Annotated in this window: 18 protein-coding genes, 1 tRNA gene and 3 pseudogenes; 13 read left to right on the top strand and 9 right to left on the bottom strand. The window is 68.9% G+C overall.

All coding sequences use genetic code 11. The annotated features are described in order from the left end of the window. Positions 1–78: 78 nt before the first annotated feature. The 8 genes and pseudogenes from DY245_RS25010 to rpmH all read right to left on the bottom strand — a co-directional run bounded on the left by DY245_RS25010 (position 79) and on the right by rpmH (position 6,003). The gene (locus DY245_RS25010; RefSeq protein ID WP_128509482.1) at positions 79–1,179 is read right to left on the bottom strand and encodes a ParB/RepB/Spo0J family partition protein; all 1,101 of its coding nucleotides are present in this window, start codon (positions 1,177–1,179) and stop codon (positions 79–81) included. After that, positions 1,176–2,246, bottom strand: coding sequence for an AAA family ATPase (locus DY245_RS25005; protein ID WP_128509481.1), 1,071 nt, complete (start codon positions 2,244–2,246; stop codon positions 1,176–1,178). Before DY245_RS25005 ends, DY245_RS25010 begins: the two co-directional genes overlap by 4 nt. 306 nt (positions 2,247–2,552) lie before the next feature. After that, positions 2,553–3,278, bottom strand: coding sequence for a 16S rRNA (guanine(527)-N(7))-methyltransferase RsmG (rsmG, locus tag DY245_RS25000; RefSeq protein ID WP_128509480.1), 726 nt, complete (start codon positions 3,276–3,278; stop codon positions 2,553–2,555). Positions 3,279–3,413: 135 nt separating this feature from the next. Next, positions 3,414–3,920: a Jag family protein gene (locus DY245_RS24995; RefSeq protein WP_128509479.1), complete on the bottom strand. Its 507-nt coding sequence runs from the start codon at positions 3,918–3,920 to the stop codon at positions 3,414–3,416. Between the two features lie 14 nt (positions 3,921–3,934). Further along, positions 3,935–5,065 (bottom strand): membrane protein insertase YidC, encoded by a 1,131-nt coding sequence (gene yidC / locus DY245_RS24990; RefSeq protein ID WP_128509478.1) that lies wholly within the window; start codon positions 5,063–5,065, stop codon positions 3,935–3,937. Between the two features lie 3 nt (positions 5,066–5,068). After that, positions 5,069–5,386, bottom strand: a complete 318-nt coding sequence (yidD, locus tag DY245_RS24985; RefSeq protein WP_006604423.1) for a membrane protein insertion efficiency factor YidD — start codon at positions 5,384–5,386, stop codon at positions 5,069–5,071. A gap of 95 nt (positions 5,387–5,481) precedes the next feature. After that, positions 5,482–5,841: pseudogene (gene rnpA, locus DY245_RS24980) on the bottom strand (ribonuclease P protein component); the annotation flags it as partial. Between the two features lie 24 nt (positions 5,842–5,865). Beyond that, entirely contained in the window at positions 5,866–6,003 is a 138-nt protein-coding gene (gene rpmH / locus DY245_RS24975) for a 50S ribosomal protein L34 (RefSeq protein ID WP_030354375.1), read from the bottom strand. A gap of 377 nt (positions 6,004–6,380) precedes the next feature. On the opposite strand from rpmH, the gene dnaA reads away from it, so the two are divergent. The 13 genes and pseudogenes from dnaA to DY245_RS24910 all read left to right on the top strand — a co-directional run bounded on the left by dnaA (position 6,381) and on the right by DY245_RS24910 (position 22,851). After that, entirely contained in the window at positions 6,381–8,264 is a 1,884-nt protein-coding gene (dnaA, locus tag DY245_RS24970; protein WP_128509476.1) for a chromosomal replication initiator protein DnaA, read from the top strand. Positions 8,265–9,150: 886 nt separating this feature from the next. After that, entirely contained in the window at positions 9,151–10,281 is a 1,131-nt protein-coding gene (gene dnaN, locus DY245_RS24960) for a DNA polymerase III subunit beta (RefSeq protein WP_128509475.1), read from the top strand. Positions 10,282–10,430: 149 nt separating this feature from the next. Then, a complete protein-coding gene (gnd, locus tag DY245_RS24955) occupies positions 10,431–11,309 on the top strand; it encodes a phosphogluconate dehydrogenase (NAD(+)-dependent, decarboxylating) (protein WP_128509474.1) in 879 nt (292 codons plus the stop codon). Positions 11,310–11,360: 51 nt separating this feature from the next. Further along, positions 11,361–12,497, top strand: a complete 1,137-nt coding sequence (recF, locus tag DY245_RS24950; RefSeq protein ID WP_128509473.1) for a DNA replication/repair protein RecF — start codon at positions 11,361–11,363, stop codon at positions 12,495–12,497. Beyond that, on the top strand, positions 12,494–13,027 hold the full coding sequence (locus DY245_RS24945) for a DciA family protein (RefSeq protein ID WP_128509472.1): 534 nt from the start codon (positions 12,494–12,496) through the stop codon (positions 13,025–13,027). The genes recF and DY245_RS24945 overlap by 4 nt, the downstream gene beginning before the upstream one ends. A gap of 322 nt (positions 13,028–13,349) precedes the next feature. Next, positions 13,350–15,380 carry a DNA topoisomerase (ATP-hydrolyzing) subunit B gene (gene gyrB / locus DY245_RS24940; protein ID WP_425329440.1) on the top strand — a complete coding sequence of 677 codons (2,031 nt, stop codon included), beginning with the start codon at positions 13,350–13,352 and terminating at the stop codon, positions 15,378–15,380. Between the two features lie 50 nt (positions 15,381–15,430). Further along, positions 15,431–17,710, top strand: a pseudogene (gyrA, locus tag DY245_RS24935) (DNA gyrase subunit A); the annotation flags it as partial. 1 nt (position 17,711) lies between these two features. Beyond that, the coding region (locus DY245_RS46690) for a DNA gyrase C-terminal beta-propeller domain-containing protein (protein WP_280524999.1) at positions 17,712–18,073 on the top strand (362 nt) is incomplete at its 5' end. Between the two features lie 15 nt (positions 18,074–18,088). Beyond that, positions 18,089–18,781 carry a DUF3566 domain-containing protein gene (locus DY245_RS24930; protein WP_128509469.1) on the top strand — a complete coding sequence of 231 codons (693 nt, stop codon included), beginning with the start codon at positions 18,089–18,091 and terminating at the stop codon, positions 18,779–18,781. Positions 18,782–18,869: 88 nt separating this feature from the next. Further along, a tRNA-Ile gene (locus DY245_RS24925) sits at positions 18,870–18,943 on the top strand. A 189-nt stretch (positions 18,944–19,132) separates the two neighbouring features. After that, positions 19,133–19,267, top strand: coding sequence for a DLW-39 family protein (locus tag DY245_RS45345; protein WP_003958712.1), 135 nt, complete (start codon positions 19,133–19,135; stop codon positions 19,265–19,267). 243 nt (positions 19,268–19,510) lie between these two features. Next, positions 19,511–21,439: a vWA domain-containing protein gene (locus tag DY245_RS24915; protein ID WP_128509468.1), complete on the top strand. Its 1,929-nt coding sequence runs from the start codon at positions 19,511–19,513 to the stop codon at positions 21,437–21,439. 11 nt (positions 21,440–21,450) lie between these two features. Continuing rightward, positions 21,451–22,851: a hypothetical protein gene (locus DY245_RS24910; protein ID WP_244943238.1), complete on the top strand. Its 1,401-nt coding sequence runs from the start codon at positions 21,451–21,453 to the stop codon at positions 22,849–22,851. Positions 22,852–22,894: 43 nt separating this feature from the next. On the opposite strand, the pseudogene DY245_RS24905 reads toward DY245_RS24910, so the two are convergent. Beyond that, positions 22,895–23,148, bottom strand: a pseudogene (locus tag DY245_RS24905) (serine/threonine protein kinase); the annotation flags it as partial.

Below are 23,148 nucleotides of genomic sequence, written 5' to 3'. Positions count from 1 at the left end.
CCGCCAGAGAGCAAAGGGCGGGCCGTGTTCCGGTATGGACTCCGGAACACGGCCCGCCCGGGAGCCGAAGGCGTCAGCTCACTCTTCTTCGCTGTTCTCCTCGGCCAGCGTCTTGCCCAGGACTCGGCCCTCACCGGGGGCGAGCGTGCCGAGGATGCGCTCCAGATCGTCTATCGAGGCGAACTCGACAACGATCTTTCCCTTCTTCTGCCCCAGGTCGACCTTCACCCGGGTCTCGAAGCGGTCGGACAACCGGGAGGCGAGACCGGTGAGCGCGGGGGACACCCGGGCGCCCGCGCGGGGCCCCTTGGCCTTGCTCTCGCTCTTGGGGGTCGACCCCATCAGCGTGACGATCTCCTCGACCGAACGGACCGACAGCCCCTCGGCCACGATGCGGCGCGCGAGGCGGTCCTGCTCCTCCGAGTCGTCCACCGACAGCAGGGCGCGGGCATGACCCGCGGAGAGCACACCGGCGGCGAGCCGCTTCTGTACGGACGGCGAGAGCTTCAGCAGCCGCAGGGTGTTGGAAACCTGGGGACGCGAACGCCCGATCCGGTCGGCCAGCTCGTCATGCGTGCACTTGAAGTCCTTCAGCAACTGGTCATAGGCGGCTGCCTCTTCCAGCGGGTTGAGCTGTGCCCGGTGCAGGTTCTCCAGGAGCGCGTCGAGGAGAAGCTTTTCGTCCTCCGTCGCCCGCACGATCGCGGGAATCTTCTCCAGCCCGGCTTCCCGGCACGCCCGCCAGCGGCGCTCACCCATGATGAGCTCATAGCGCCCCGGTCCCGTCTGACGGACCACCACCGGCTGGAGCAGGCCCACCTCCTTGATGGAGGTGACCAGCTCGGCAAGGGCGTCCTCGTCGAAGACCTCACGCGGCTGGCGCGGGTTCGGCTTGATCGCATCCAGTGGCACCTCGGCGAAGTGGGCGCCGGCCACCTCCGACACTCCCACTGCCGAAGTCTCCGACCCGGCCGGTGCTTCCGTTTCACGTGAAACACCGTGCGCCGGCAGCGAAGTCACCTTGGCGGCCGCTACTCCTCGCTCCGGGGCCAAGACCGGTACGGACGACGGTGACGCCGCTCCCTGTCCGACCGCGGGACCGGCATGGTCCGTGCTCTGCGGTGCCGCGGGGATCAGCGCACCGAGCCCACGGCCCAGGCCTCTACGTCGTTCGCTCACTGATTCCCCTCCGAGATGCTGTGCTGTGCTTCATAGTTGATGCTGAGGCCCTGGCCCCCGGTCTGCGGGGCCCCGCGCAGCGCGATCTCTCGCGCCGCTTCGAGATAGGAAAGCGAGCCACTGGATCCCGGGTCATAGGTGAGCACCGTCTGCCCATAGCTGGGTGCCTCGGAGATGCGCACCGAGCGGGGGATGCTCGTACGGAGCACCTCGTGGCCGAAGTGACTGCGCACCTCGTCGGCGACCTGGGAGGCCAGCCGGGTGCGCCCGTCGTACATGGTGAGCAGGATCGTCGAGACATGGAGCTTGGGGTTGAGATGGCCCCGCACCAGGTCGACGTTCCGCAGCAGCTGACCCAGCCCCTCCAGTGCGTAGTACTCGCACTGAATCGGGATGAGCACCTCCGCGCCGGCGACCAGAGCATTGACGGTCAGCAGGCCGAGCGAGGGCGGGCAGTCGATGAAGATGTAGTCCAGCGGCTGTTCGTACGCCTTGATGGCCCGGTCCAGCCGGCTCTCGCGTGCCACCAGGGAGACCAGCTCGATCTCCGCACCGGCCAGATCGATCGTGGCGGGCGCACAGAACAGGCCCTCCACATCCACCACCGGCTGCACCACGTCGGAGAGCGGCCTGCTCTCCACCAGCACGTCATAGATCGACGGCACTTCGGAGTGGTGGTCGATCCCCAGCGCCGTGGACGCGTTGCCCTGGGGGTCGAGGTCGATCACCAGAACCCGTGCCCCGTGCAGGGCCAACGAGGCCGCCAGGTTCACCGTGGTCGTGGTCTTACCGACCCCGCCCTTCTGGTTGGCAACCACCATGACCCGAGTCTGTTCAGGCCGGGGCAGCCCCTCACCCGCGCGGCCAAGTGCCTCTACCGCCAGCTGAGCTGCACGACCGATCGGGGTGTCGTCCATCGGGGGCGGCGTTTCACGTGAAACGTCGTCCCCGAACGACTCGCTACGGGGACCGGGGACCGGGTCGGTCATCGGTCCCGCGATGTTGGCGTCGGACCGCAAGGATTCACTCTCCTCGACATCAGGCTCGCAATGTTCAGAGCCTGCCATGCTTTCGGTGTCGCGAACCAGTGAGGTCCGTTCTCCTGTGGACGAATCCACTTCTGTGGATACTTCCGTGACCCTTGTGGGTCTACGGTCGCGCGGCGCGGCGGCCGCACGACCACGGCCGATGATCCCTTGCAGCAGAGAACGACGTTTCACGTGAAACACGATGCCAGCGTCGCGCCCGAATTAGCCGCGACACTCCGTCTTATGTCGTTTTGATGGTGTTTATGGAATTCGCCCGTTCCTTATTTCGCGGAACAGGCACACCCATCGCATCGATACCGGCCCTCTCGCTCCGGCATCAGGGCATCAGCGCCGGCGCCCCCTCGTCGCACGGCTGGTCCGGGCCGCCTTCGCCCGCTTGGCCGCAAAGCGCACACCGCCGGGGCTCTCGCCCACCTCGACCCGCACCACGGTCGACGGCGGATCCACAATGCCCTCGCCCACATGCACCACCGAGGTCTCCACCACGCCGAGCTTGCTCAGCGCCGCACGAGCCCCCTTGAGCTCCTCCTCCGCGGCATCGCCCTTGAGCGCCAGCATCTCGCCGTACGGACGCAGCAGCGGAACACCCCAGCCGGCCAGACGATCCAGCGGGGCGACGGCGCGCGCGGTCACCACATGCACCTGAGGGAGCTTGCCCATGACCTCTTCGGCCCGCCCCCGCACGACCGTGACATGGTCCAGCCCGAGCAGCTCGACGACCTCCTGAAGGAAGTTCGTCCGCCGCAGCAGCGGCTCCAGGAGCGTGATCTTCAGATCCGGGCGCACCAGAGCCAGCGGGATACCGGGCAGCCCGGCCCCCGAGCCCACATCGCAGACCGAGACGCCCTCGGGCACCACCTCGGAGAGCACCGCGCAGTTCAACAGATGCCGCTCCCACAGCCGCGGCACCTCACGCGGGCCGATGAGCCCTCGCTTCACCCCCGCGTCGGCGAGCAATTCGGCGTACCGCACGGCCTCCGGAAAGTGCTCGCCGAAAACCTCCTGCGCCGCCTTCGGCGCGGGAGGGAGCTCCGCTGCTGCCTCCGTCACGGGAACCGCCCTTCCTCTGGACTGCTTTTCCTGCCGGGAACCCGGGTTACGCACCCGGGATAACACAGAACGCTGACAACTTTTGACCCCGCCTGCGAGCAGACGGGGCCAAAGAAAAACGGAAGTGCTGAGCGGTCAGGCCGGGAGGACAACCACTCGGCGCTGCGGCTCCTCGCCCTCCGACTCGCTGCGGAGGCCGGCCGCGGCCACCGCGTCGTGGACGACCTTGCGCTCGAACGGCGTCATCGGGTCGAGCTTCACCGGCTGACCGGTGCCCCGAGCCTCCTCCGCCGCCTTCGCGCCGATCTCCGTGAGCTGCTCACGCTTACGCGCACGGAAGCCGGCGATGTCCAGCATCAGACGGCTGCGGTCACCGGTCTCCCGGTGCACGGCCAGCCGGGTCAGCTCCTGCAGCGCCTCCAGCACCTCACCGTCGCGGCCCACGAGCTTCTGCAGGTCGCGGCTGGTCGAGTCGCTGATGATCGACACGGCGGCGCGGTCTGCCTCGACGTCCATGTCGATGTCACCGTCGAGGTCGGCGATGTCCAGCAGACCCTCGAGGTAGTCGGCCGCGATCTCGCCTTCCTGCTCCAGGCGGGTCAGGGTGTCGGTGCCCTCGGTGGCAGGGGTCGTGTCCGTCACGAAAGGACTCCTTCTTACTTCTTGGACGGGTGCTTGGGGCGCTGCTGGCCCTTGCGCTGTCCGGACTTGGCGGTGCGGGACCCTGAGGCGGAGCCGCCCTTCTCCTTGCCGTCCTGCGCGTCCTTCTTCTCCAGCGACGGCTTCTTCTCGCCGGTGCTCTGGGACGCCGATCCGGCACGCGTACGGGTCTGCGCACTGCCGGCCGGGGCGCTGGCGCCGGTCTGCCGCTTGGACTTCGGCTGACGCTTGGGCTGCTGGCGGTTCTGGCGCGCCTCCTCGGCGGCCTTCTTCGCGGCGATCTCGGCCGGAGCCTCGACGATCTTGCCCTGGGCCCGCAGCCGCTCCTGGCGCTCCTCGAAGGCCTTGCTGCCCGGGGTCGGGTTACGACGGATGACGAACATCTGCTGGCCCATGGTCCACACGTTGGTGGTCAGCCAGTAGACGAGAACACCGACGGGGAAGTTGATGCCGAAGACGGCGAACATGATGGGGAAGACGTACATCAGCATCTTCTGCTGCTGCATGAACGGCGTCTTCACCGTGAGGTCGACGTTCTTGGTCATCAGCTGGCGCTGCGTGTAGAACTGCGACGCCGACATCAGGACGATCATGATGATCGTGACCACGCGGACGTCGACCAAAGAAGCACCCAGGCTCTGGATCTTCTCCGCGCTGTCCATGAACTTCGCCGCCAGCGGCGCACCGAAGATATGCGCCTTCTGCGCGCTCTCCAGCAGCGGCTGGTCGATGACGCCGACCGTCTTGTTCTGCGCGATGTGGCTGAGGACCTGGTACAGCGAGATGAAGAACGGCGACTGGGCCAGGATCGGGAGACAGCTCGAGAGCGGGTTGGTGCCCGTCTCCTTGTAGAGCTTCATCATCTCTTCGGACTGGCGCTGCTTGTCGCTCTTGTAGCGCTCCTGGATCGCCTTCATCTTCGGCTGGAGCGCCTGCATGTTCCGCGTCGACTTGATCTGCTTCACAAAGAGCGGGATCAGGCAGATACGGATCAGCACCACCAGCGAGACGATGGACAGACCCCACGCCGCGCCACTGTCCTTGTCAAAGATCAGACTGTAGAACGAGTGGAACTGGACGATGATCCAGGAAACAGCGATATAGAGGGGACCGAGGATCGTGTCCACGAATCAGGCTCCTTGGGCGTTGGGCTGAGTCTCGGGCTGGGCGACAGGCTCAGGGACGGTGGGCCCGCCCAGGCGGCTCCTCAGCCGCTGATGCCAAACCGGACGCTTCCGGGGAGGGACGTGGTCGACGCCCCCGAGCGACCACGGGTTGCAGCGCAGGATGCGCCAAGCTGTCAGCGCAGTCCCTTTCACCGCGCCGTGCCGGTCGATGGCCGTATAGCCATAGTGCGAGCACGACGGGTAGTACTTGCAGACCGGGCCCAGCAGGGGGCTGATGGTCCACTGATAGATCTTGATCAAAAGCAGCAGCGGGTACTTCACTGTGCGCTCCCTCCCGGGTCCCGGTCGGGGTTCCGGGGGCCCGCGGCGCCGCGGCCGGCGGTCGCAGTCCCCGGGGGATTGCTGCCTTTCGGCACCCCTCCCAGCAGCCGCTCGAGGGCGGCATCCAGGTCGCGGGCCAGCTGGTCGTGATCCGCGTCACCCGCGCCGGGCAGGGCCCGTACGACAACCAGGCTACCGGCGGGAAGCCGGTCCAGCCGGTCGCGCATGAGATGACGAAGCCTTCGCTTGACCCTGTTGCGCACGACCGCATTGCCAACGGCCTTGCTCACGACGAAACCCGCACGCGTCGGGGGAACACATTCCCCCGACGCGTGCGGGTCCGTTGCACCGCTACGACAATGAACGACAAGGAGCGGGCGCCCGGCCCTGCGTCCCCGGCGTACCGCGGTCGCAAAGTCCTCGCGCCGCCTCAGCCGATTTTCGGTAGGCAGCACGTCATGGACCTAGGTTCAGGCTGCTCAGGCCGACAGACGGGCGCGACCCTTGCCACGGCGGGTCGCGAGAATCGCGCGGCCGGCACGCGTCCGCATGCGCAGACGGAAGCCGTGGGTCTTCGCGCGGCGGCGGTTGTTCGGCTGGAAGGTGCGCTTGCTCACTCGGGGGCTCCAGGAATGCTTGTTGTCTCAAGAGAGACAGATGTGGGGCGTCGACTGGCTGTCACCGTGCGCCCACGAGTAGCTCGCAACGCCTAAGTGCACCGCTTCATGATCACCAAGAGCGCGATCTTTGCCCATCGGAGGCAGGCGGCAGCAGCCATCGACAACTCGACCTGGTCACGGTACGCGCGGCTACGCCATCCGGTCAAACCGGCTCCTTGGCACCGCGACCAGCCTCTTGTCAGGACACACTATGCACAGCCTGTGGACAACAACTTGAATCCCCAGGCCCGCCCTGACTACCTTGGCTGAACTCCGATTCCTTCCCGCCCGTCCTGAGAATCACACATTCGTGGGACTGTGAGAGAGCGTGCCCTGTGGCTGATGTACCTGCCGATCTTGCCGCAGTGTGGCCGCGCGTGCTCGACCATCTCCTGCGTGCTGAGGCCGACGGCCTCAAGCCCAAGGACCAGGACTGGCTCAAGCGCACCCAGCCGTTGGCGCTGGTCGCCGACACCGCACTGCTGGCCGTCCCCAATGAATTCGCCAAGGGCGTGCTCGAAGGCCGGCTGGCGCCGCTGATCGGCGAGGCCCTCAGCCATGAGTGCGGCCGTCCGATCCGGATCGCGATCACCGTGGACGACTCCTCCGAGGAGCCCCCCGCGCAGTCCACGGCCCCTCAGCAGCACCAGGCGCCTCAGCAGCAGGCCCCACGCCATCAGCAGTCACACCAGCAGTCGCACCAGTCACAGCAGCAGCACGATGCGTACGACGGCTACGAGCCCCGGCACGACGCCCGGCAGGGCTACGGACACCAGGGCGACGACCTGCCCGGCGTCCGGCCCGCCTACCCCGACTACCAGCAGCCCCGGCACGAGCCCGGCTCCTGGCCGCAGCACTCCTCCGGGATGGGCGGCCCCCCGCGCGACGACTACGGCTGGCAGCAGCAGCACCTCGGCGGCTTCCCCGAGCGCGACCCGTACGCCTCCCCGCCGCCCTCTCACCTGTCGCAGCACCAGCAGCAGAACGACTACCGCTCGCAGGCCCCCGACCGCAGCGGCCCGCCGCAGCGGTCGGACGGTCCGCGCTCCCCGTACGAGCAGCAGCGCCGCGATCTCACCGACCACCAGTCCGGTGGGCACAACGGCCGCTCCGGCCTGCCCGCGCCCAGCGGTGCGCCCAGCCCGCTCGCCGCGCAGCCCGCGCCGGCGAGCGGCCCCGGTGAGCCGACCGCGCGGCTGAACCCGAAGTACCTCTTCGACACCTTCGTCATCGGTGCCTCGAACCGCTTCGCGCACGCCGCGGCGGTCGCGGTCGCCGAAGCGCCGGCCAAGGCGTACAACCCGCTGTTCATCTACGGGGAGTCCGGCCTCGGCAAGACCCACCTGCTGCATGCGATCGGGCACTACGCGCGGAGTCTGTATCCGGGCACCCGGGTGCGGTACGTGAGCTCGGAGGAGTTCACCAACGAGTTCATCAACTCCATCCGCGACGGCAAGGCGGACGCGTTCCGCAAGCGCTACCGCGACATGGACATCCTGCTGGTCGACGACATCCAGTTCCTGGCGAGCAAGGAGTCGACGCAGGAGGAGTTCTTCCACACCTTCAATACGCTGCACAACGCGAACAAGCAGATCGTGCTCTCCAGTGACCGGCCGCCCAAGCAGCTGGTCACCCTGGAGGACCGGCTGCGCAACCGCTTCGAGTGGGGTCTGATCACCGACGTCCAGCCGCCCGAGCTGGAGACCCGGATCGCGATCCTCCGCAAGAAGGCGGTCCAGGAACAGCTGAACGCGCCCCCGGAGGTGCTGGAGTTCATCGCGTCCCGGATCTCGCGCAACATCCGCGAGCTGGAGGGCGCGCTGATCCGGGTCACGGCGTTCGCCTCGCTCAACCGGCAGCCGGTGGACCTGGGGCTGACCGAGATCGTGCTGAAGGATCTGATCCCGGGGGGCGAGGACGCCGCGCCGGAGATCACCGCGACCGCGATCATGGCCTCGACCGCCGACTACTTCGGGCTGACCATCGACGATCTGTGCGGCTCCTCGCGCAGCCGGGTGCTGGTGACCGCCCGCCAGATCGCCATGTATCTGTGCCGCGAGCTGACCGATCTCTCGCTGCCGAAGATCGGCGCGCAGTTCGGCGGCCGGGACCATACGACGGTGATGCACGCCGACCGCAAGATCCGCGCGCTGATGGCCGAGCGGCGCTCGATCTACAACCAGGTCACCGAGCTGACCAACCGCATCAAGAACGGCTGACCGGCCACCGCCGGCGGCCGCCACAGGCGCACCCAGGGGCGCTCCGGGACCCGCTCCCGGAGCGCCCTTCGTCGTACGGGGACGCCTGGAGAGGCCGCCCATGGCTCCTCCGCCGTCCTCCCAAACCTGTGGAGCGCGCCGGCTGTGTTCGATTCCGTGCCAGGTCACGGCCTCTCTCCACAGATTGGGCAAGAATCTTCCGTCCACACCCTGGGGAGAGGAAAGTTATCCCTGTGGGATCCACAGGCCGGTGTTCTGACGGGGCATCGGGGGAGGTCAACCGCGTGTGGATTTGTGGCCAACCACTTTCCACAGGGTGTGGACAGAGAATCCGTCCACAGGGGGGTGGATGTCTTGTCCACCGGCCGCCCACAGGCGAGCCGCCGTTGTCCCCAGCTTCTCCACACCCCTGTCCACTGTTCGGCAACGCAACACCCGCCCTCACCGGGCCGAGTGAAAGCCGTCACACCAAGTCGGTTGGTTGGGCTGTGGGGAACGTGGGTAAAGCTGGGGATGGCACTGGGGAGAAGTACCCCTTCCCTGTGCATCGGGTGTGCAGAACTTCCGGCGGTCCACAGAACCACCGGTTTTTCCACGGCCGCCACCCACAGGGTCGGTGGACAAAAAATCCGTGTTGACCTGCGCAAAAGCAGTTGTCCACGGTTTCCACAGCCCCTACTACTACGACCACGGATATCTACCGGGGAACTCGTTCGGAAACGGGGGCTGTGCACAAGTTGGCCGCCGGGCGTCCGACACCGGTCGAGTCGACTTGACCCCGAGCCGCACCGACTGTCGGTGGCGTACGTCAGACTGGTCTCCGGCAACCCAGCCGACGACGAAAGCCAGCAGGGCGAGAGCCAGCAACAGCAGGAGGCGGTTTCCGGTGAAGATCCGGGTGGAGCGCGATGTACTCGCGGAGGCAGTGGCCTGGGCGGCCAAGAGCCTCCCGGCCCGTCCGCCGGTGCCCGTCCTCGCGGGCCTGCTGCTGAAGGCCGACGACGGCGCACTGAGCCTTTCCGGCTTCGACTACGAGGTCTCGGCGCGGGTCTCGGTGGAAGCGGAGGTGGAGGAGGAGGGCACCGTCCTCGTCTCCGGCCGGCTGCTCGCCGACATCTGCCGTGCGCTCCCCAACCGCCCGGTGGAGATTTCCACCGACGGTGTACGAGTGACCGTCGTCTGCGGCTCCTCGCGGTTCACCCTCCACACCCTTCCTGTGGAGGAGTACCCGTCCCTGCCGACGATGCCCACCGCCACCGGCACCGTCCCCGGTGAGGTCTTCGCCGCGGCCGCCGCCCAGGTCGCCATCGCCGCCGGCCGTGACGACACCCTTCCGGTGCTCACCGGCGTACGGATCGAGATCGAGGGCGACACCGTCACCCTGGCCTCCACCGACCGCTACCGCTTCGCGGTGCGCGAGTTCCTGTGGAAGCCGGAGAGCCCGGACGCCTCCGCGGTCGCGCTGGTCCCCGCCAAGACGCTGCTGGACACCGCCAAGTCGCTGAGCAGCGGTGACACCGTCACCATCGCGCTGTCCGGCTCCGGCCAGGGCGAGGGCCTGATCGGCTTCGAGGGCGCCGGCCGGCGGACGACGACCCGTCTGCTGGAGGGCGACCTGCCCAAGTACCGCACGCTCTTCCCGACCGAGTTCAATTCGGTCGCCGTGATCGAGACCGCCCCGTTCGTCGAGGCCGTCAAGCGTGTGGCGCTGGTGGCCGAGCGGAACACCCCGGTCCGGCTGAGCTTCGAGCAGGGTGTGCTGATCCTGGAGGCCGGCTCCAGCGACGATGCACAGGCTGTGGAGAGGGTCGACGCCGACCTGGACGGCGACGACATCTCGATCGCCTTCAACCCCGGCTTCCTCCTGGAGGGCCTGTCGGCCATCGACTCCCCGGTGGCGCAGCTGTCCTTCACGACCTCGACCAAGCCCGCGCTGCTGAGCGGCCGGCCGGCCAAGGACGCCGAGGCGGACGACGCGTACAAGTACCTGATCATGCCGGTGCGGCTGTCGGGCTGACGGACCGGCAGTGGCCCTGGCCGGGGGCCTTGCGGCGACCGGCTGAAGGGCCCCTGATGAGCGGCTGAGCCCACAGGTGTGCACGGACCTGCGGGCGTAGGCTCGGTCTCGGGTACAACAGCAACGACTACGTGCAAAGAGGGTCTCTGATGGAGCTCGGTCTCGTCGGTCTCGGCAAGATGGGCGGCAATATGCGCGAGCGCATTCGCCGCGCCGGCCACACCGTCATCGGATACGACCGCAACCCGGACCTGGCGGATGTGGACAGCCTCCAGGAGCTTGTGGGCAAGCTGAAGGGTCCGCGGGTGGTCTGGGTCATGGTGCCGGCCGGTGCCGCCACCCAGTCCACGATCGACGAGCTGGCCGAGCTGCTCTCGCCGGGCGACATCGTCGTGGACGGCGGCAACTCCCGCTGGACCGACGACGAGAAGCACGCCGAGGAGCTGAAGGCCAAGGGCATCGGCTTCGTCGACTGCGGTGTCTCCGGCGGCGTCTGGGGCCTGGAGAACGGCTATGCGCTGATGTACGGCGGCGAGAAGGACGATGTCGCCAAGGTGCAGCCGATCTTCGACGCCCTCAAGCCCGAGGGCGAGTTCGGCTCGGTGCACGCCGGCAAGGTCGGCGCCGGCCACTTCGCGAAGATGGTCCACAACGGCATCGAGTACGCGATGATGCAGGCCTTCGCCGAGGGCTGGGAGCTGCTGGAGAAGGTCGACTCCGTCACGGACGTACGCGAGATCTTCCGCTCCTGGCAGGAGGGCACGGTCATCCGTTCCTGGCTGCTGGACCTGGCCGTCAACGCCCTCGACGACGACGAGCACCTCGAAAAGCTGCGCGGCGTCGCCGCCGACTCCGGTGAGGGCCGCTGGACGGTCGAGGCCGCGATCGACAACGCCGTGCCGCTGCCCGCGATCACGGCCTCGCTCTTCGCGCGGTTCGCGTCCCGTCAGGACGACTCCCCGCAGATGAAGATGATCGCCGCGCTGCGCAACCAGTTCGGTGGCCACGCGGTCGAGACCAAGAAGTAACCAGCAACAACTCGCCACACCACGCAGCAGCCGGGGAGGTCGGCGCACTCCATGCATGTATCGCATCTGTCGCTCGCCGACTTCCGCTCGTACGCCCGGGTCGAGGTCCCGCTCGACCCGGGCGTCACGGCTTTCGTGGGCCCCAACGGGCAGGGCAAGACCAATCTGGTCGAGGCGGTCGGCTATCTCGCCACGCTCGGCAGCCACCGCGTCTCCTCGGACGCCCCGCTGGTGCGGATGGGCGCCGAGCGGGCGATCATCCGGGGCGCGGTCGTGCAGGACGAGCGCCGGCAGCTGGTGGAGCTGGAGCTCAATCCGGGCAGGGCGAACCGCGCCAGGATCAACAGGTCCTCGCAGGTCAAGCCGCGGGATGTGCTGGGGATCGTGCGGACGGTGCTGTTCGCGCCGGAGGATCTGGCGCTGGTGAAGGGCGATCCGGGGGAGCGCCGGCGGTTCCTGGACGAGCTGATCACCGCGCGCTCGCCGCGGATGGCCGGGGTGCGCTCGGACTACGACCGGGTCCTCAAACAGCGCAACACCCTGTTGAAAACCGCGGCGCTGGCCCGGCGGCACGGCGGCCGGCAGATGGACCTTTCCACACTCGACGTATGGGACCAGCATCTGGCCCGCGCCGGCGCCGAGCTGCTGGCGCAGCGGCTCGATCTGATCACCGCGCTGCAGCCGCTCGCGGACAAGGCGTATGAGCAGCTGGCGCCCGGCGGCGGGCCGCTGGCGCTGGAGTACCGCGGGTCCGCGGGCGAGGCGATGGCCACCGCGTCGACCCGCGAGGAGCTGTACGGCGTGCTGCTGGCGGCGCTCGGCGAGGCCCGTAAGGGAGAGATCGAGCGCGGGGTGACGCTGGTCGGCCCGCACCGCGACGATCTGGTGCTGAAGCTGGGCCAGCTCCCGGCGAAGGGGTACGCGAGCCACGGCGAGTCCTGGTCGTATGCGCTGGCGCTGCGGCTGGCGTCGTACGACCTGCTGCGCGCGGAGGGCAATGAGCCGGTCCTCGTCCTCGACGATGTCTTCGCCGAGCTGGACGCGCGGCGCCGGGAGCGGCTGGCGGAGCTGGTGGCCCCGGGCGAGCAGGTGCTGGTGACCGCGGCGGTGGACGACGATGTGCCGGGGGTGCTGGCCGGGGCGCGCTATGCGGTGTCCGACGGTGTCGTCGAGAAGGTGACATCGTGACCGACCCGCAGCCGGAGCGGCCCAAGACACCGGAGCTCTCCGGTGTGGATCTGGCCCGCCAGGCGCTGGTGGCCGCCAAGGAGCAGGCGCGTGCGCGGGGCGCGGCCGCGCAGCAGAAGAAGCAGGCCCGGCGCGGTGGGCTGCGCTCGGGCGCGCGGGCGGACGGCCGCGATCCGCTGCCGCTCGGCGCGGCGATCAACCGGCTGATCACGGAGCGCGGCTGGGAGACCCCGGCGGCGGTCGGCGGGGTGATGGGGCGCTGGCCGCAGCTGGTCGGGCCCGAGGTGGCGCAGCACTGCGAGCCGCAGAAGTACGACGAGGACGCCCGGGTGCTGACGGTGCAGTGCGATTCGACGGCGTGGGCGACGCAACTGCGGCTGCTGGCCCCGCAGCTGGTGGCGCGCCTCAACGAGGACCTGGGCCACGGCACCGTAAAGGTGATCAAGGTGCTGGGTCCGGGCGGTCCCGCGCGCCGGTACGGGGCGCTGCGCGCACCGGGCAGCAAGGGCCCCGGCGACACCTACGGATGAGCCGTCTGACCGGCGTATACGGGTGTGGCGGATGAGACTCCGCTCATGGTAGCCGCCGGTTGACAGCCGGAAGCGCTGAGTGCCCGTGTGAGCGTCCTGGGGCCCCGCCTCGGATATGGGGAGTCGGCGGACGCCAGTTCAGGGCGGCACATGACGACTCAGGCGCCTGCAAACCCCCACGAGTGTCAGCGCTACCGGTAGACTGATGGCAATCCCGCCCACTTGCGGAACATGTCGAACGACGCAGCCGCTCCCGCCTGTCTTTCCTGGGGTGATCCCCACAGGCGCGGAAGGGCTCGTGCTGTGCCAGAAAGGGCGCTTCGTGGCCGACTCCGGCGACCTCAACGAGAACAACACGGCTTCTACTGAAGAGGGGGTTCCTGCCGGCGCCGTGGGCGACTCCTCGGTGGAGAAGTCGTACGACGCCAGCGCGATCACCGTCCTTGAAGGCCTGGACGCGGTCCGCAAGCGCCCTGGCATGTACATCGGCTCGACCGGCGAGCGCGGCCTGCACCACCTCGTGCAGGAAGTCGTCGACAACTCCGTCGACGAGGCCATGGCCGGCCATGCGGACACCATCGACGTGACGATCCTGGCCGACGGCGGCGTCCGCGTCGTCGACAACGGCCGCGGTATCCCGGTCGGCATCGTGCCGTCGGAGAACAAGCCGGCCGTCGAGGTCGTGATGACGGTGCTGCACGCCGGCGGCAAGTTCGGCGGCGGCGGCTACGCGGTCTCCGGTGGTCTGCACGGCGTGGGTGTCTCGGTCGTGAACGCGCTGTCGCAGCGGGTGGCGGTCGAGGTCCGCACGGACGGCCACCGCTGGACGCAGGAGTACAAGCTCGGTGTGCCGACGGCGCCGCTGGCCCAGCACGAGGCGACCGAGGAGTCCGGCACGTCCGTGACGTTCTGGGCCGACGGCGACATCTTCGAGACGACCGAGTACAGCTTCGAGACGCTGTCGCGGCGCTTCCAGGAGATGGCGTTCCTCAACAAGGGTCTGACGATCGCGCTGACGGACGAGCGCCAGGACCATGTGGACGAGGAGGGCAAGCCGCTCTCGGTGCGGTACCACTACGAGGGCGGCATCGTCGACTTCGTGAAGTACCTCAACTCCCGCAAGGGCGAGCTGGTGCATCCGACGGTGATCGACGTCGAGGCCGAGGACAAGGAGCGGCTGCTCTCGGTCGAGATCGCGATGCAGTGGAACACCCAGTACAGCGAGGGACTCTACAGCTTCGCGAACACCATCCACACCCATGAGGGCGGTACCCACGAAGAGGGCTTCCGCGCGGCGCTGACGGGTCTGATCAACCGTTACGCCCGCGACAAGAAGCTGCTGCGCGAGAAGGACGACAACCTCACGGGTGAGGACATCCGCGAGGGTCTGACGGCGATCATCTCGGTCAAGCTCGGCGAGCCGCAGTTCGAGGGCCAGACCAAGACCAAGCTGGGCAACACCGAGGCCAAGACCTTTGTGCAGAAGGTCGTCCACGAGCACCTCACCGACTGGCTGGACCGCAACCCCAACGAGGCCGCGGACATCATCCGCAAGGGCATCCAGGCGGCGACCGCGCGCGTGGCGGCCCGTAAGGCGCGCGATCTGACCCGCCGCAAGGGCCTGCTGGAGACGGCGTCGCTGCCGGGCAAGCTGAGCGACTGCCAGTCCAACGACCCGACCAAGTGCGAGATCTTCATCGTCGAGGGTGACTCCGCCGGCGGCTCGGCCAAGTCCGGCCGTAACCCGGAGTACCAGGCGATCCTGCCGATCCGCGGCAAGATCCTCAACGTCGAGAAGGCACGGGTCGACAAGATCCTGCAGAACAACGAGGTCCAGGCGCTGATCTCGGCGTTCGGCACGGGTGTGCACGAGGACTTCGACATCGCGAAGCTCCGCTATCACAAGATCATTCTGATGGCGGACGCCGACGTCGACGGTCAGCACATCAACACCCTGCTGCTCACGTTCCTCTTCCGCTTCATGCGACCGCTGGTCGAGGCCGGGCACGTCTACCTCTCCCGCCCGCCGCTGTACAAGATCAAGTGGGGCCGGGACGACTTCGAGTACGCCTACTCCGACCGGGAGCGGGACGCGCTGATCGAGCTCGGCAAGCAGAACGGCAAGCGGATCCGCGAGGACTCGATCCAGCGGTTCAAGGGTCTCGGCGAGATGAACGCCGAGGAGCTGCGGGTGACGACCATGGACATCGACCACCGTGTCCTCGGCCAGGTCTCGCTGGACGACGCGGCCCGCGCGGACGACCTGTTCTCCGTGCTGATGGGTGAGGACGTCGAGGCACGCCGCTCGTTCATCCAGCGCAACGCCAAGGACGTCCGCTTCCTCGACATCTGAGCCCTGTCGGCCCGAACAACAGCCGCAGCTCGAAAGGATTTTGAACCACCATGGCCGACGAGAACCCCCCTGTGACCCCGGACGGCGTGACCGCCGAGGGCGCGCCCGCCACCATCGAAGGTGTCGGGATGCGCGTCGAGCCCGTCGGGCTCGAAACGGAGATGCAGCGCTCCTACCTCGACTACGCGATGTCCGTCATCGTCTCGCGTGCGCTGCCGGACGTACGGGACGGCCTCAAGCCCGTCCACCGCCGGGTGCTGTACGCGATGTACGACGGCGGCTACCGCCCCGAGAAGGGCTTCTACAAGTGCGCCCGCGTCGTCGGCGACGTCATGGGTACGTACCACCCGCACGGCGACTCCTCGATCTACGACGCGCTGGTCCGTCTCGCGCAGCCGTGGTCGATGCGGATGCCGCTGGTCGACTCCAACGGCAACTTTGGCTCTCCGGGCAACGACCCGGCCGCGGCCATGCGGTACACCGAGTGCAAGATGAAGTCGCTGTCCATGGAGATGCTCCGGGACATCGACGAGGAGACCGTCGACTTCCAGGACAACTACGACGGCCGTAACCAGGAGCCGACGGTCCTGCCGTCCCGCTTCCCCAACCTCCTGATCAACGGCTCGGCCGGTATCGCGGTCGGTATGGCCACCAACATCCCGCCGCACAACCTGCGCGAGGTCGCGGCCGGCGCCCAGTGGGCGCTGGAGAACCCGGAGGCCTCCCACGAGGAGCTGCTGGAAGCGCTGATCGAGCGCATCAAGGGCCCGGACTTCCCCACCGGCGCGCTGGTGGTGGGCCGCAAGGGCATCGAGGAGGCCTACCGCACCGGCCGTGGCTCGATCACGATGCGCGCGGTGGTGGCCGTCGAGGAGATCCAGAACCGCCAGTGCCTGGTGGTCACCGAGCTGCCCTACCAGGTCAACCCGGACAACCTCGCGCAGAAGATCGCCGACCTGGTGAAGGACGGCAAGGTCGGCGGCATCGCGGACGTCCGCGACGAGACCTCCTCGCGTACGGGCCAGCGCCTGGTCATCGTCCTCAAGCGGGACGCGGTCGCCAAGGTCGTCCTCAACAACCTCTACAAGCACACCGATCTGCAGACCAACTTCGGCGCGAACATGCTCGCGCTGGTCGACGGGGTGCCGCGCACGCTCTCGCTGGACGCGTTCATCCGCAACTGGGTGACCCACCAGGTCGAGGTCATCGTCCGCCGTACGAAGTTCCGGCTGCGCAAGGCCGAGGAGCGGGCGCACATCCTGCGCGGTCTGCTCAAGGCGCTGGACGCCATCGACGAGGTCATCGCGCTGATCCGGCGCAGTGAGACCGTCGAGGTGGCGCGCGAGGGCCTGATGGGCCTGCTGACCATCGACGAGATCCAGGCGAACGCGATCCTGGAGATGCAGCTGCGCCGGCTGGCCGCCCTGGAGCGCCAGAAGATCACCGCCGAGCACGACGAGCTGCAGCGCAAGATCAGCGAGTACAACGCGATCCTGGCCTCCCCGGAGCGCCAGCGCCAGATCATCAGCGAGGAACTCGCCGCGATCGTCGAGAAGTTCGGCGACGACCGGCGCTCCAAGCTGGTGCCCTTCGAGGGCGACATGTCCATCGAGGACCTGATCGCCGAGGAGGACATCGTCGTCACGATCTCCCGTGGCGGCTATGTGAAGCGGACCAAGACCGACGACTACCGCTCGCAGAAGCGCGGCGGCAAGGGCGTACGGGGCACGAAGCTCAAGGAAGACGACATCGTCGACCACTTCTTCGTCTCCACCACCCACCACTGGCTGCTGTTCTTCACGAACAAGGGCCGGGTCTACCGCGCCAAGGCCTACGAACTCCCCGACGCGGGGCGCGACGCGCGCGGCCAGCACGTGGCCAACCTCCTCGCCTTCCAGCCGGACGAGCAGATCGCGCAGATCCTGGCGATCCGCGACTACGAGGCCGCGCCGTATCTGGTGCTCGCCACCAAGGCCGGCCTGGTGAAGAAGACGCCGCTCAAGGACTACGACTCGCCCCGCTCCGGCGGCGTGATCGCGATCAACCTGCGCGAGCAGGAGGACGGCACCGACGACGAGCTGATCGGCGCCGAGCTGGTGTCGGAGACCGACGATCTGCTCCTGATCAGCAAGAAGGCCCAGTCGATCCGCTTCACGGCGACCGACGAGGCGCTGCGCCCGATGGGCCGGGCCACCTCCGGTGTGAAGGGCATGAGCTTCCGCGAGGGCGATGAGCTGCTCTCGATGAATGTGGTCCGCGCCAACACGTACGTCTTCACCGCCACCGACGGCGGGTACGCCAAGCGCACCGCGGTCGACGAGTACCGCGTCNGCGGGTACGCCAAGCGCACCGCGGTCGACGAGTACCGCGTCCAGGGCCGCGGCGGTCTGGGAATCAAGGCCGCCAAGATCGTGGAGGACCGGGGTTCCCTGGTCGGGGCGCTGGTCGTCGAGGAGACCGATGAGATCCTCGCGATCACACTCGGCGGTGGCGTGATTCGTACGCGGGTCAACGAGGTCCGTGAGACCGGCCGTGACACCATGGGCGTTCAGCTGATCAACCTGGGCAAGCGTGATGCCGTCGTCGGCATCGCACGGAACGCCGAGGCCGGCCGGGAAGCCGAAGAGGTCGACGGGGACGAGGCGCCCGAGGAGACCGAAGCGGCCGAGGGAACCGAGTCCGCGGCGGAGTAGCACGAGGAGTAGGTCGTGAGTGGAGCCACGGGCGCTGCGGCGGGTGGATCGGGAGCCAAGAAGGGCTCCCCGTCCGGACCCGCAACCGTGACGGAAGACAGCGCCCGTGGCTCCGCCGTTTCTGACACCGGCCCCCAAGACGAGGGCTCGCACCAGGGGGGAACCGTGACAGACACCCGTCAGCCGCAACCACAGCCACAATCTCAGGGGCAGGCCCAGCAGGCTCAGGGCGCCCGGCAGCAGCCGTACGAGCCGCCTCAGGCGTATCCCACCGGCGGCGGGCAGAACGGCGGGCAGGCGGTGCGCAGGCCGCGTACGGGCGCGCGTACGGCCCCGCGGACGCGCAAGGCCCGGCTGCGGGTGTCGCGCGCCGATCCGTGGTCGGTGATGAAAGTCAGTTTTCTGCTCTCCATCGCGCTGGGCATCTGCACGGTCGTGGCCGTCGCGGTGCTGTGGATGGTCATGAACGCGATGGGCGTCTTCTCCACGGTCGGCGGCACGATCAGCGAGGCGACGGGCTCCAGCGACGGCGCCGGCTTCGATCTGCAGTCGTTCCTCTCGCTGCCGCGGGTGCTGCTGTTCACCTCGATCGTCGCGGTGATCGACGTGGTGCTGGCGACCGCGCTGGCCACGCTCGGCGCCTTCATCTACAACCTGTCGGCCGGCTTCGTCGGCGGCGTGGAGCTCACTCTCGCCGAGGACGAGTGAGCCCCTGGTCGGAGGGCGTTCGGGGGCCTTCAGGAACCGATTTTGGGAACGCCTCTGAAGTGCGCTAATCTTTCGGTGCAGCGAACGCGCGGCTATAGCTCAGACGGTTAGAGCGCTTCCCTGATAAGGAAGAGGCCCCAGGTTCAAGTCCTGGTAGCCGCACCGCACAGTCGGCCCGGCCGGAGATTTCTCCGGCCGGGCCGATTTGTTGTGTGCGGGCGGAAGTTGGCTCGCGGCGGGCGCCGCGGACGAGGTGTTGCTGACTGCGGGCTAGGTAACCGATCGGTATCGGCCGGTGTGTATCATCGGCCGACATAGGTCCCCTACGTCAACGAAAGACGAGGTCGCGCGGTGAAGAAGCTTCTCCTGGTCGCACTGGCCGCCATCGGCGGGCTCCTCGTGTACCGCCAGATCCAGGCGGATCGCGCCGAGCAGGATCTGTGGACGGAGGCGACCGACTCCGTGCCCGCAGGTTCGGGTGTCTGAGACCCAAAAACGCACAGCACGTTCGTATGGACCCCGATTGCCCCTGGGCGGTCGGGGTTTCGTACGTTCTGGGGCGGGCGGGGCGGCCGGCGGTGGAGGGGCCGGGGGCCGGGTCGGAGTGGCTGATTGTCGTTGCAGGACCGTGACGGTGATCCCCTTGAGTTTGCTATAGCACACCATTAACTTGCAGTAGCAAAGTTTCTGTCTGTGATGTGACCAGCAGGGCACAAGGGGGAGCAGAACATGGCACACCGACGACGCAGAGGGGCGGTGGCGTTGCTCGGCGGGCTGTTGCTGGCCCTGACCGCCGCACCACTTCCGGCCACCGCGGCCACACCCGCCCGCACGCCGGCCGCCGACGGCAGCGGCATGGTGATGGTGCTCGACTCCTCCGGCTCGATGGCCGAGGACGACGGCTCCGGCAGCACCCGCATCGCCGCCGCCCGTAAGGCCGTCGGCACGGTCGTCGACGCACTGCCCGACGGCTACCCGACCGGGCTGCGGGTCTACGGCGCCGACAAGCCCAAGGGCTGCGCCGACACCCGGCTCGCGCAGCCGGTGGCCGCCCTCGACCGGGCGGGCATCAAGCGGGCCGTCGCGCGCGTCGAGCCCAAGGGCGACACCCCCATCGGGCTCTCCCTGCGCAAGGCCGTCGGCGACCTTCCGCGGCCCGCCGGCGGATCGCTGGGCAAGCGCACGATCCTGCTGATATCCGACGGCGAGGACAACTGCCAGGCGCCGCCGCCCTGCAAGGTGGCCGCCCAACTCGCCGCGTCCGGCGTCGATCTGCACATCGACGCCATCGGCTTCCAGGTGGCGGGCAAGACCCGTGCGCAGCTGGAGTGCATCGCCAAGGCCGGCAACGGGCGGTACTACGACGCACCCGACGCCAAGGCGCTCGCCCGCCAGCTCCAGCGAGCCGGCCAACTCTCCGCGGACGGCTACCGGTTCAAGGGCAAGCAGGTCCGCGGCAAGGCGACCAGGAGCGGCGCGCCCGGCATCGTTCCCGGGCAGTACCTGGACTCCATCGGGCCCAACGAAGAGCGCTATTACGCCACCGACCTGGACGCGGCGTCGACGGCCGACTTCTCGGCGACCGTGGTGCCTCAGTCCGGCGCGGCCGTCGACTCCCTCGACGCGCTGCGCACCCGGATCGCGTACGGCACCGACAGCGCCTGTGACTCCACCACCCAGCTGTTCGGACAGCACGAGGGCGCCACGCCGCTCACCTCGGGCGTCAGCCGTGTCCCCTCGCAGAGCGGGACCGGCGGCTGCGACAAGGCAGGGCGGTACTGGCTGGTCGTCGAGCGCAAGGCCGCCAAGGGCTCGGACGGCGCACGCTGGCCGGTGGAGCTGACGTTTCACGTGGAACATCCGCTGAAGAAGGGCACCACGCCCGCACAGTCGGAGCCGGAGTACGGCGCGGGCGGCAAGGACGCCACGCTGCCGTCCACCGCCCCCAAGGACGTCACCGGCGGCACCGGCTTCAATGACGCCCGCACGCTGCACCCGGGCGTCTGGCGGGACAAGGTGCTGCCGGCGCAGACCCTTTGGTACAAGGTGCCGGTCGGCTGGGGGCAGCAGCTGCGGTACGACGTGGAGTTCGCCAACGAGCCGACGGTCAAGGGCCACAGCGCGCACACGTCCTACGGCGGCACCCAGGTCTACACACCGTTCCGGGTGCCGGTCGGCAGCGGCACCGGCGAGTTCAGCCCCCACGTGACCTACAACGGGCGCCTGGCATCGCTCAGCATGGGGACGGTCCCGGTCGCCTGGACCAACCGCTATGAGACGCACCCCAATGTCATCCCCGTGCACCGCAACGGCGACTTCTACATCGCGGTGACGCTGGGCGCCCGGGCCTCCGAGATCGCGGAGAATCCGCAGATCGGGGTGGTGCTGCGGGTCGCGGTGCTGGGCAAGGAGAAGTCCGGTCCGCAGGCCGGGGCGGACGCGGTCAAGGCCGGGGTGCCCCGAGGCGATTCGGGTCCCTCGGCAGACGGCACGCAGGACGGCGGTGGAGGATGGTCCACAGGCCGCGTGCTGGCGGTCGCCGTCGGCGGAGTGGGCGTACTGCTGCTGGCCGGTCTCGCCGCGGCCTACGTACGCGCGCGCAGGACGCCGCGGGCCGGCGGCGGGAATTCGGATCCGATGAGGGGTGGCTCGTGGTGACGCGGCGCACGATGAACAGAGGGACCGCGGTGCTGGCGGCGCTCGCGGCGGTGACGATCCTGCCGGGAACGGTGGGCGTGGCCTCGGCCGACGGCCTCCCCGGCTACCGGACGGGGGACGGCGCCACGACGATCAACGGCGCCACCAGCGCCGCCCACGCACCGCAGCTCAAGCCCGGACTGCACACCGACTCCATCAAGCGCGGCGAGCAGAAGTACTACGCGGTCACCCTGGACGCCAGCAGCAGCGCATACTTCTCGGCGGTCGCCGCGCCCAAACCCGGCACCAAGGTCGAGGAGTACGGCGACAAGCTCACCGTCAACGTCGAGGACAGCAGCGGCAATACCTGCGGCGCGGAGGCGACGCCCTCCTTCCGTGGCGGCGGCATGGCGTATCCGATCGCCGACTACGCCACCCGCCGCATCGGCGCCGACCGTACGGAGTGCCAGAAGGCCGGCCCGTACTACCTGGTGATCGGCCGTCAGGGCTCGGCAACCTCCGGCCCCGACGCCTGGCCGATCGAGCTGGACTTCCTCAACGAGCCCCCGCTCAAGGGCAACACCCCCGCCCAGCCGGGCGACGGCACCTGGAGCACCGCGACGCCCGCTCCACCCACGGACCCCACCAAGCGCGCCGCCAAGGGCGGCACCGGCTTCAACGACGCCGGCTCGGTCGCCTTCGGCGTCTGGAAGGACCGGATCAGGCCGGGCGAGACCCGCTTCTATCGCGTACCGGTGGACTGGGGGCAGCGGCTCAACCTGAGCGCGGAGCTGCCGAACGCCTCCACCGGAGCCACCGACTTCGTCGCCAGGGCGCTCGGGCTGAGCGTCTACAACCCGGCGCGTGGCGCGGTCGGCGAAGCCACCTTCGTCTCGTACCGCGGGAAGCCGGCCACCGTCGGGGCGTTCACCGCGCCGGTCGACTACGGCAATCGCTTCAACCCGACCGGCTCGGTCAGCGCGATGCGGTTCGCGGGCTGGTACTACATCGAGGTCTCCCTGCACTCCGATGCCGCGCAGTACTTCCCCCAGGGCGCGGACCTCACCCTGCGGGTGGATGTCCGGGGCACCCCCAAGGCCGGCCCCGGCTACACCAAGCCGACCGGCGACTTCTCCGTCACGCCCGAGGACCGGGAGATGGCACGCAAGGGCCAGACCGCCCAGGAGGCGGCCAAGAGCGGCACCCTGATGATGGTGGCCTACGCCGGCATCGGCACGGGTGTGGTGCTGCTGGCGGGGCTGGGGGCATGGACGCTGGTGGCGCGGCGATCGGCGGCCGGTGCGCCGCGCGCGGCGGTCGGACCCGGCGCGACCGATGGTGCGGGCGCTCGGCCCGTGCTGCCGACCGACCCGACCCGGTCGGTGCAACAGGGGCAGCAGAACCAGCAGTTCGGGCCGCCACAGGGCTGGTAGCGGGCGACCGTGGGCCGGTTCCGCACCGGCCCGCGGTGGCGCGTCAGGCGGAGACCAGCGCCCAGACGCCGACCGCGATGCACAGCAACGCCACGATCAGCACCGGGACCGCGACCTTCGGGGGCGGTCCCGGCTTCCTGTACGGGGCGGGCGGCGCCGCGGCCGGGGCGGCGACGGCGGAGCCGACCGGCGGCTGCCCGGGGACCGGGTACGGCCCGGCCGTGTAGGGGCGGGTCGCGGACTGCTCCGGGCGGATGGCGGCCGTGGGCTCGTACCCGGGCGCCGGGGGCGGAGGCG

Origin of the sequence: Streptomyces inhibens (assembly GCF_003389455.1) — a bacterium.
GTDB lineage: Bacteria > Actinomycetota > Actinomycetes > Streptomycetales > Streptomycetaceae > Streptomyces > Streptomyces inhibens.
This window is presented reverse-complemented; position numbering and strand designations above follow the sequence as displayed.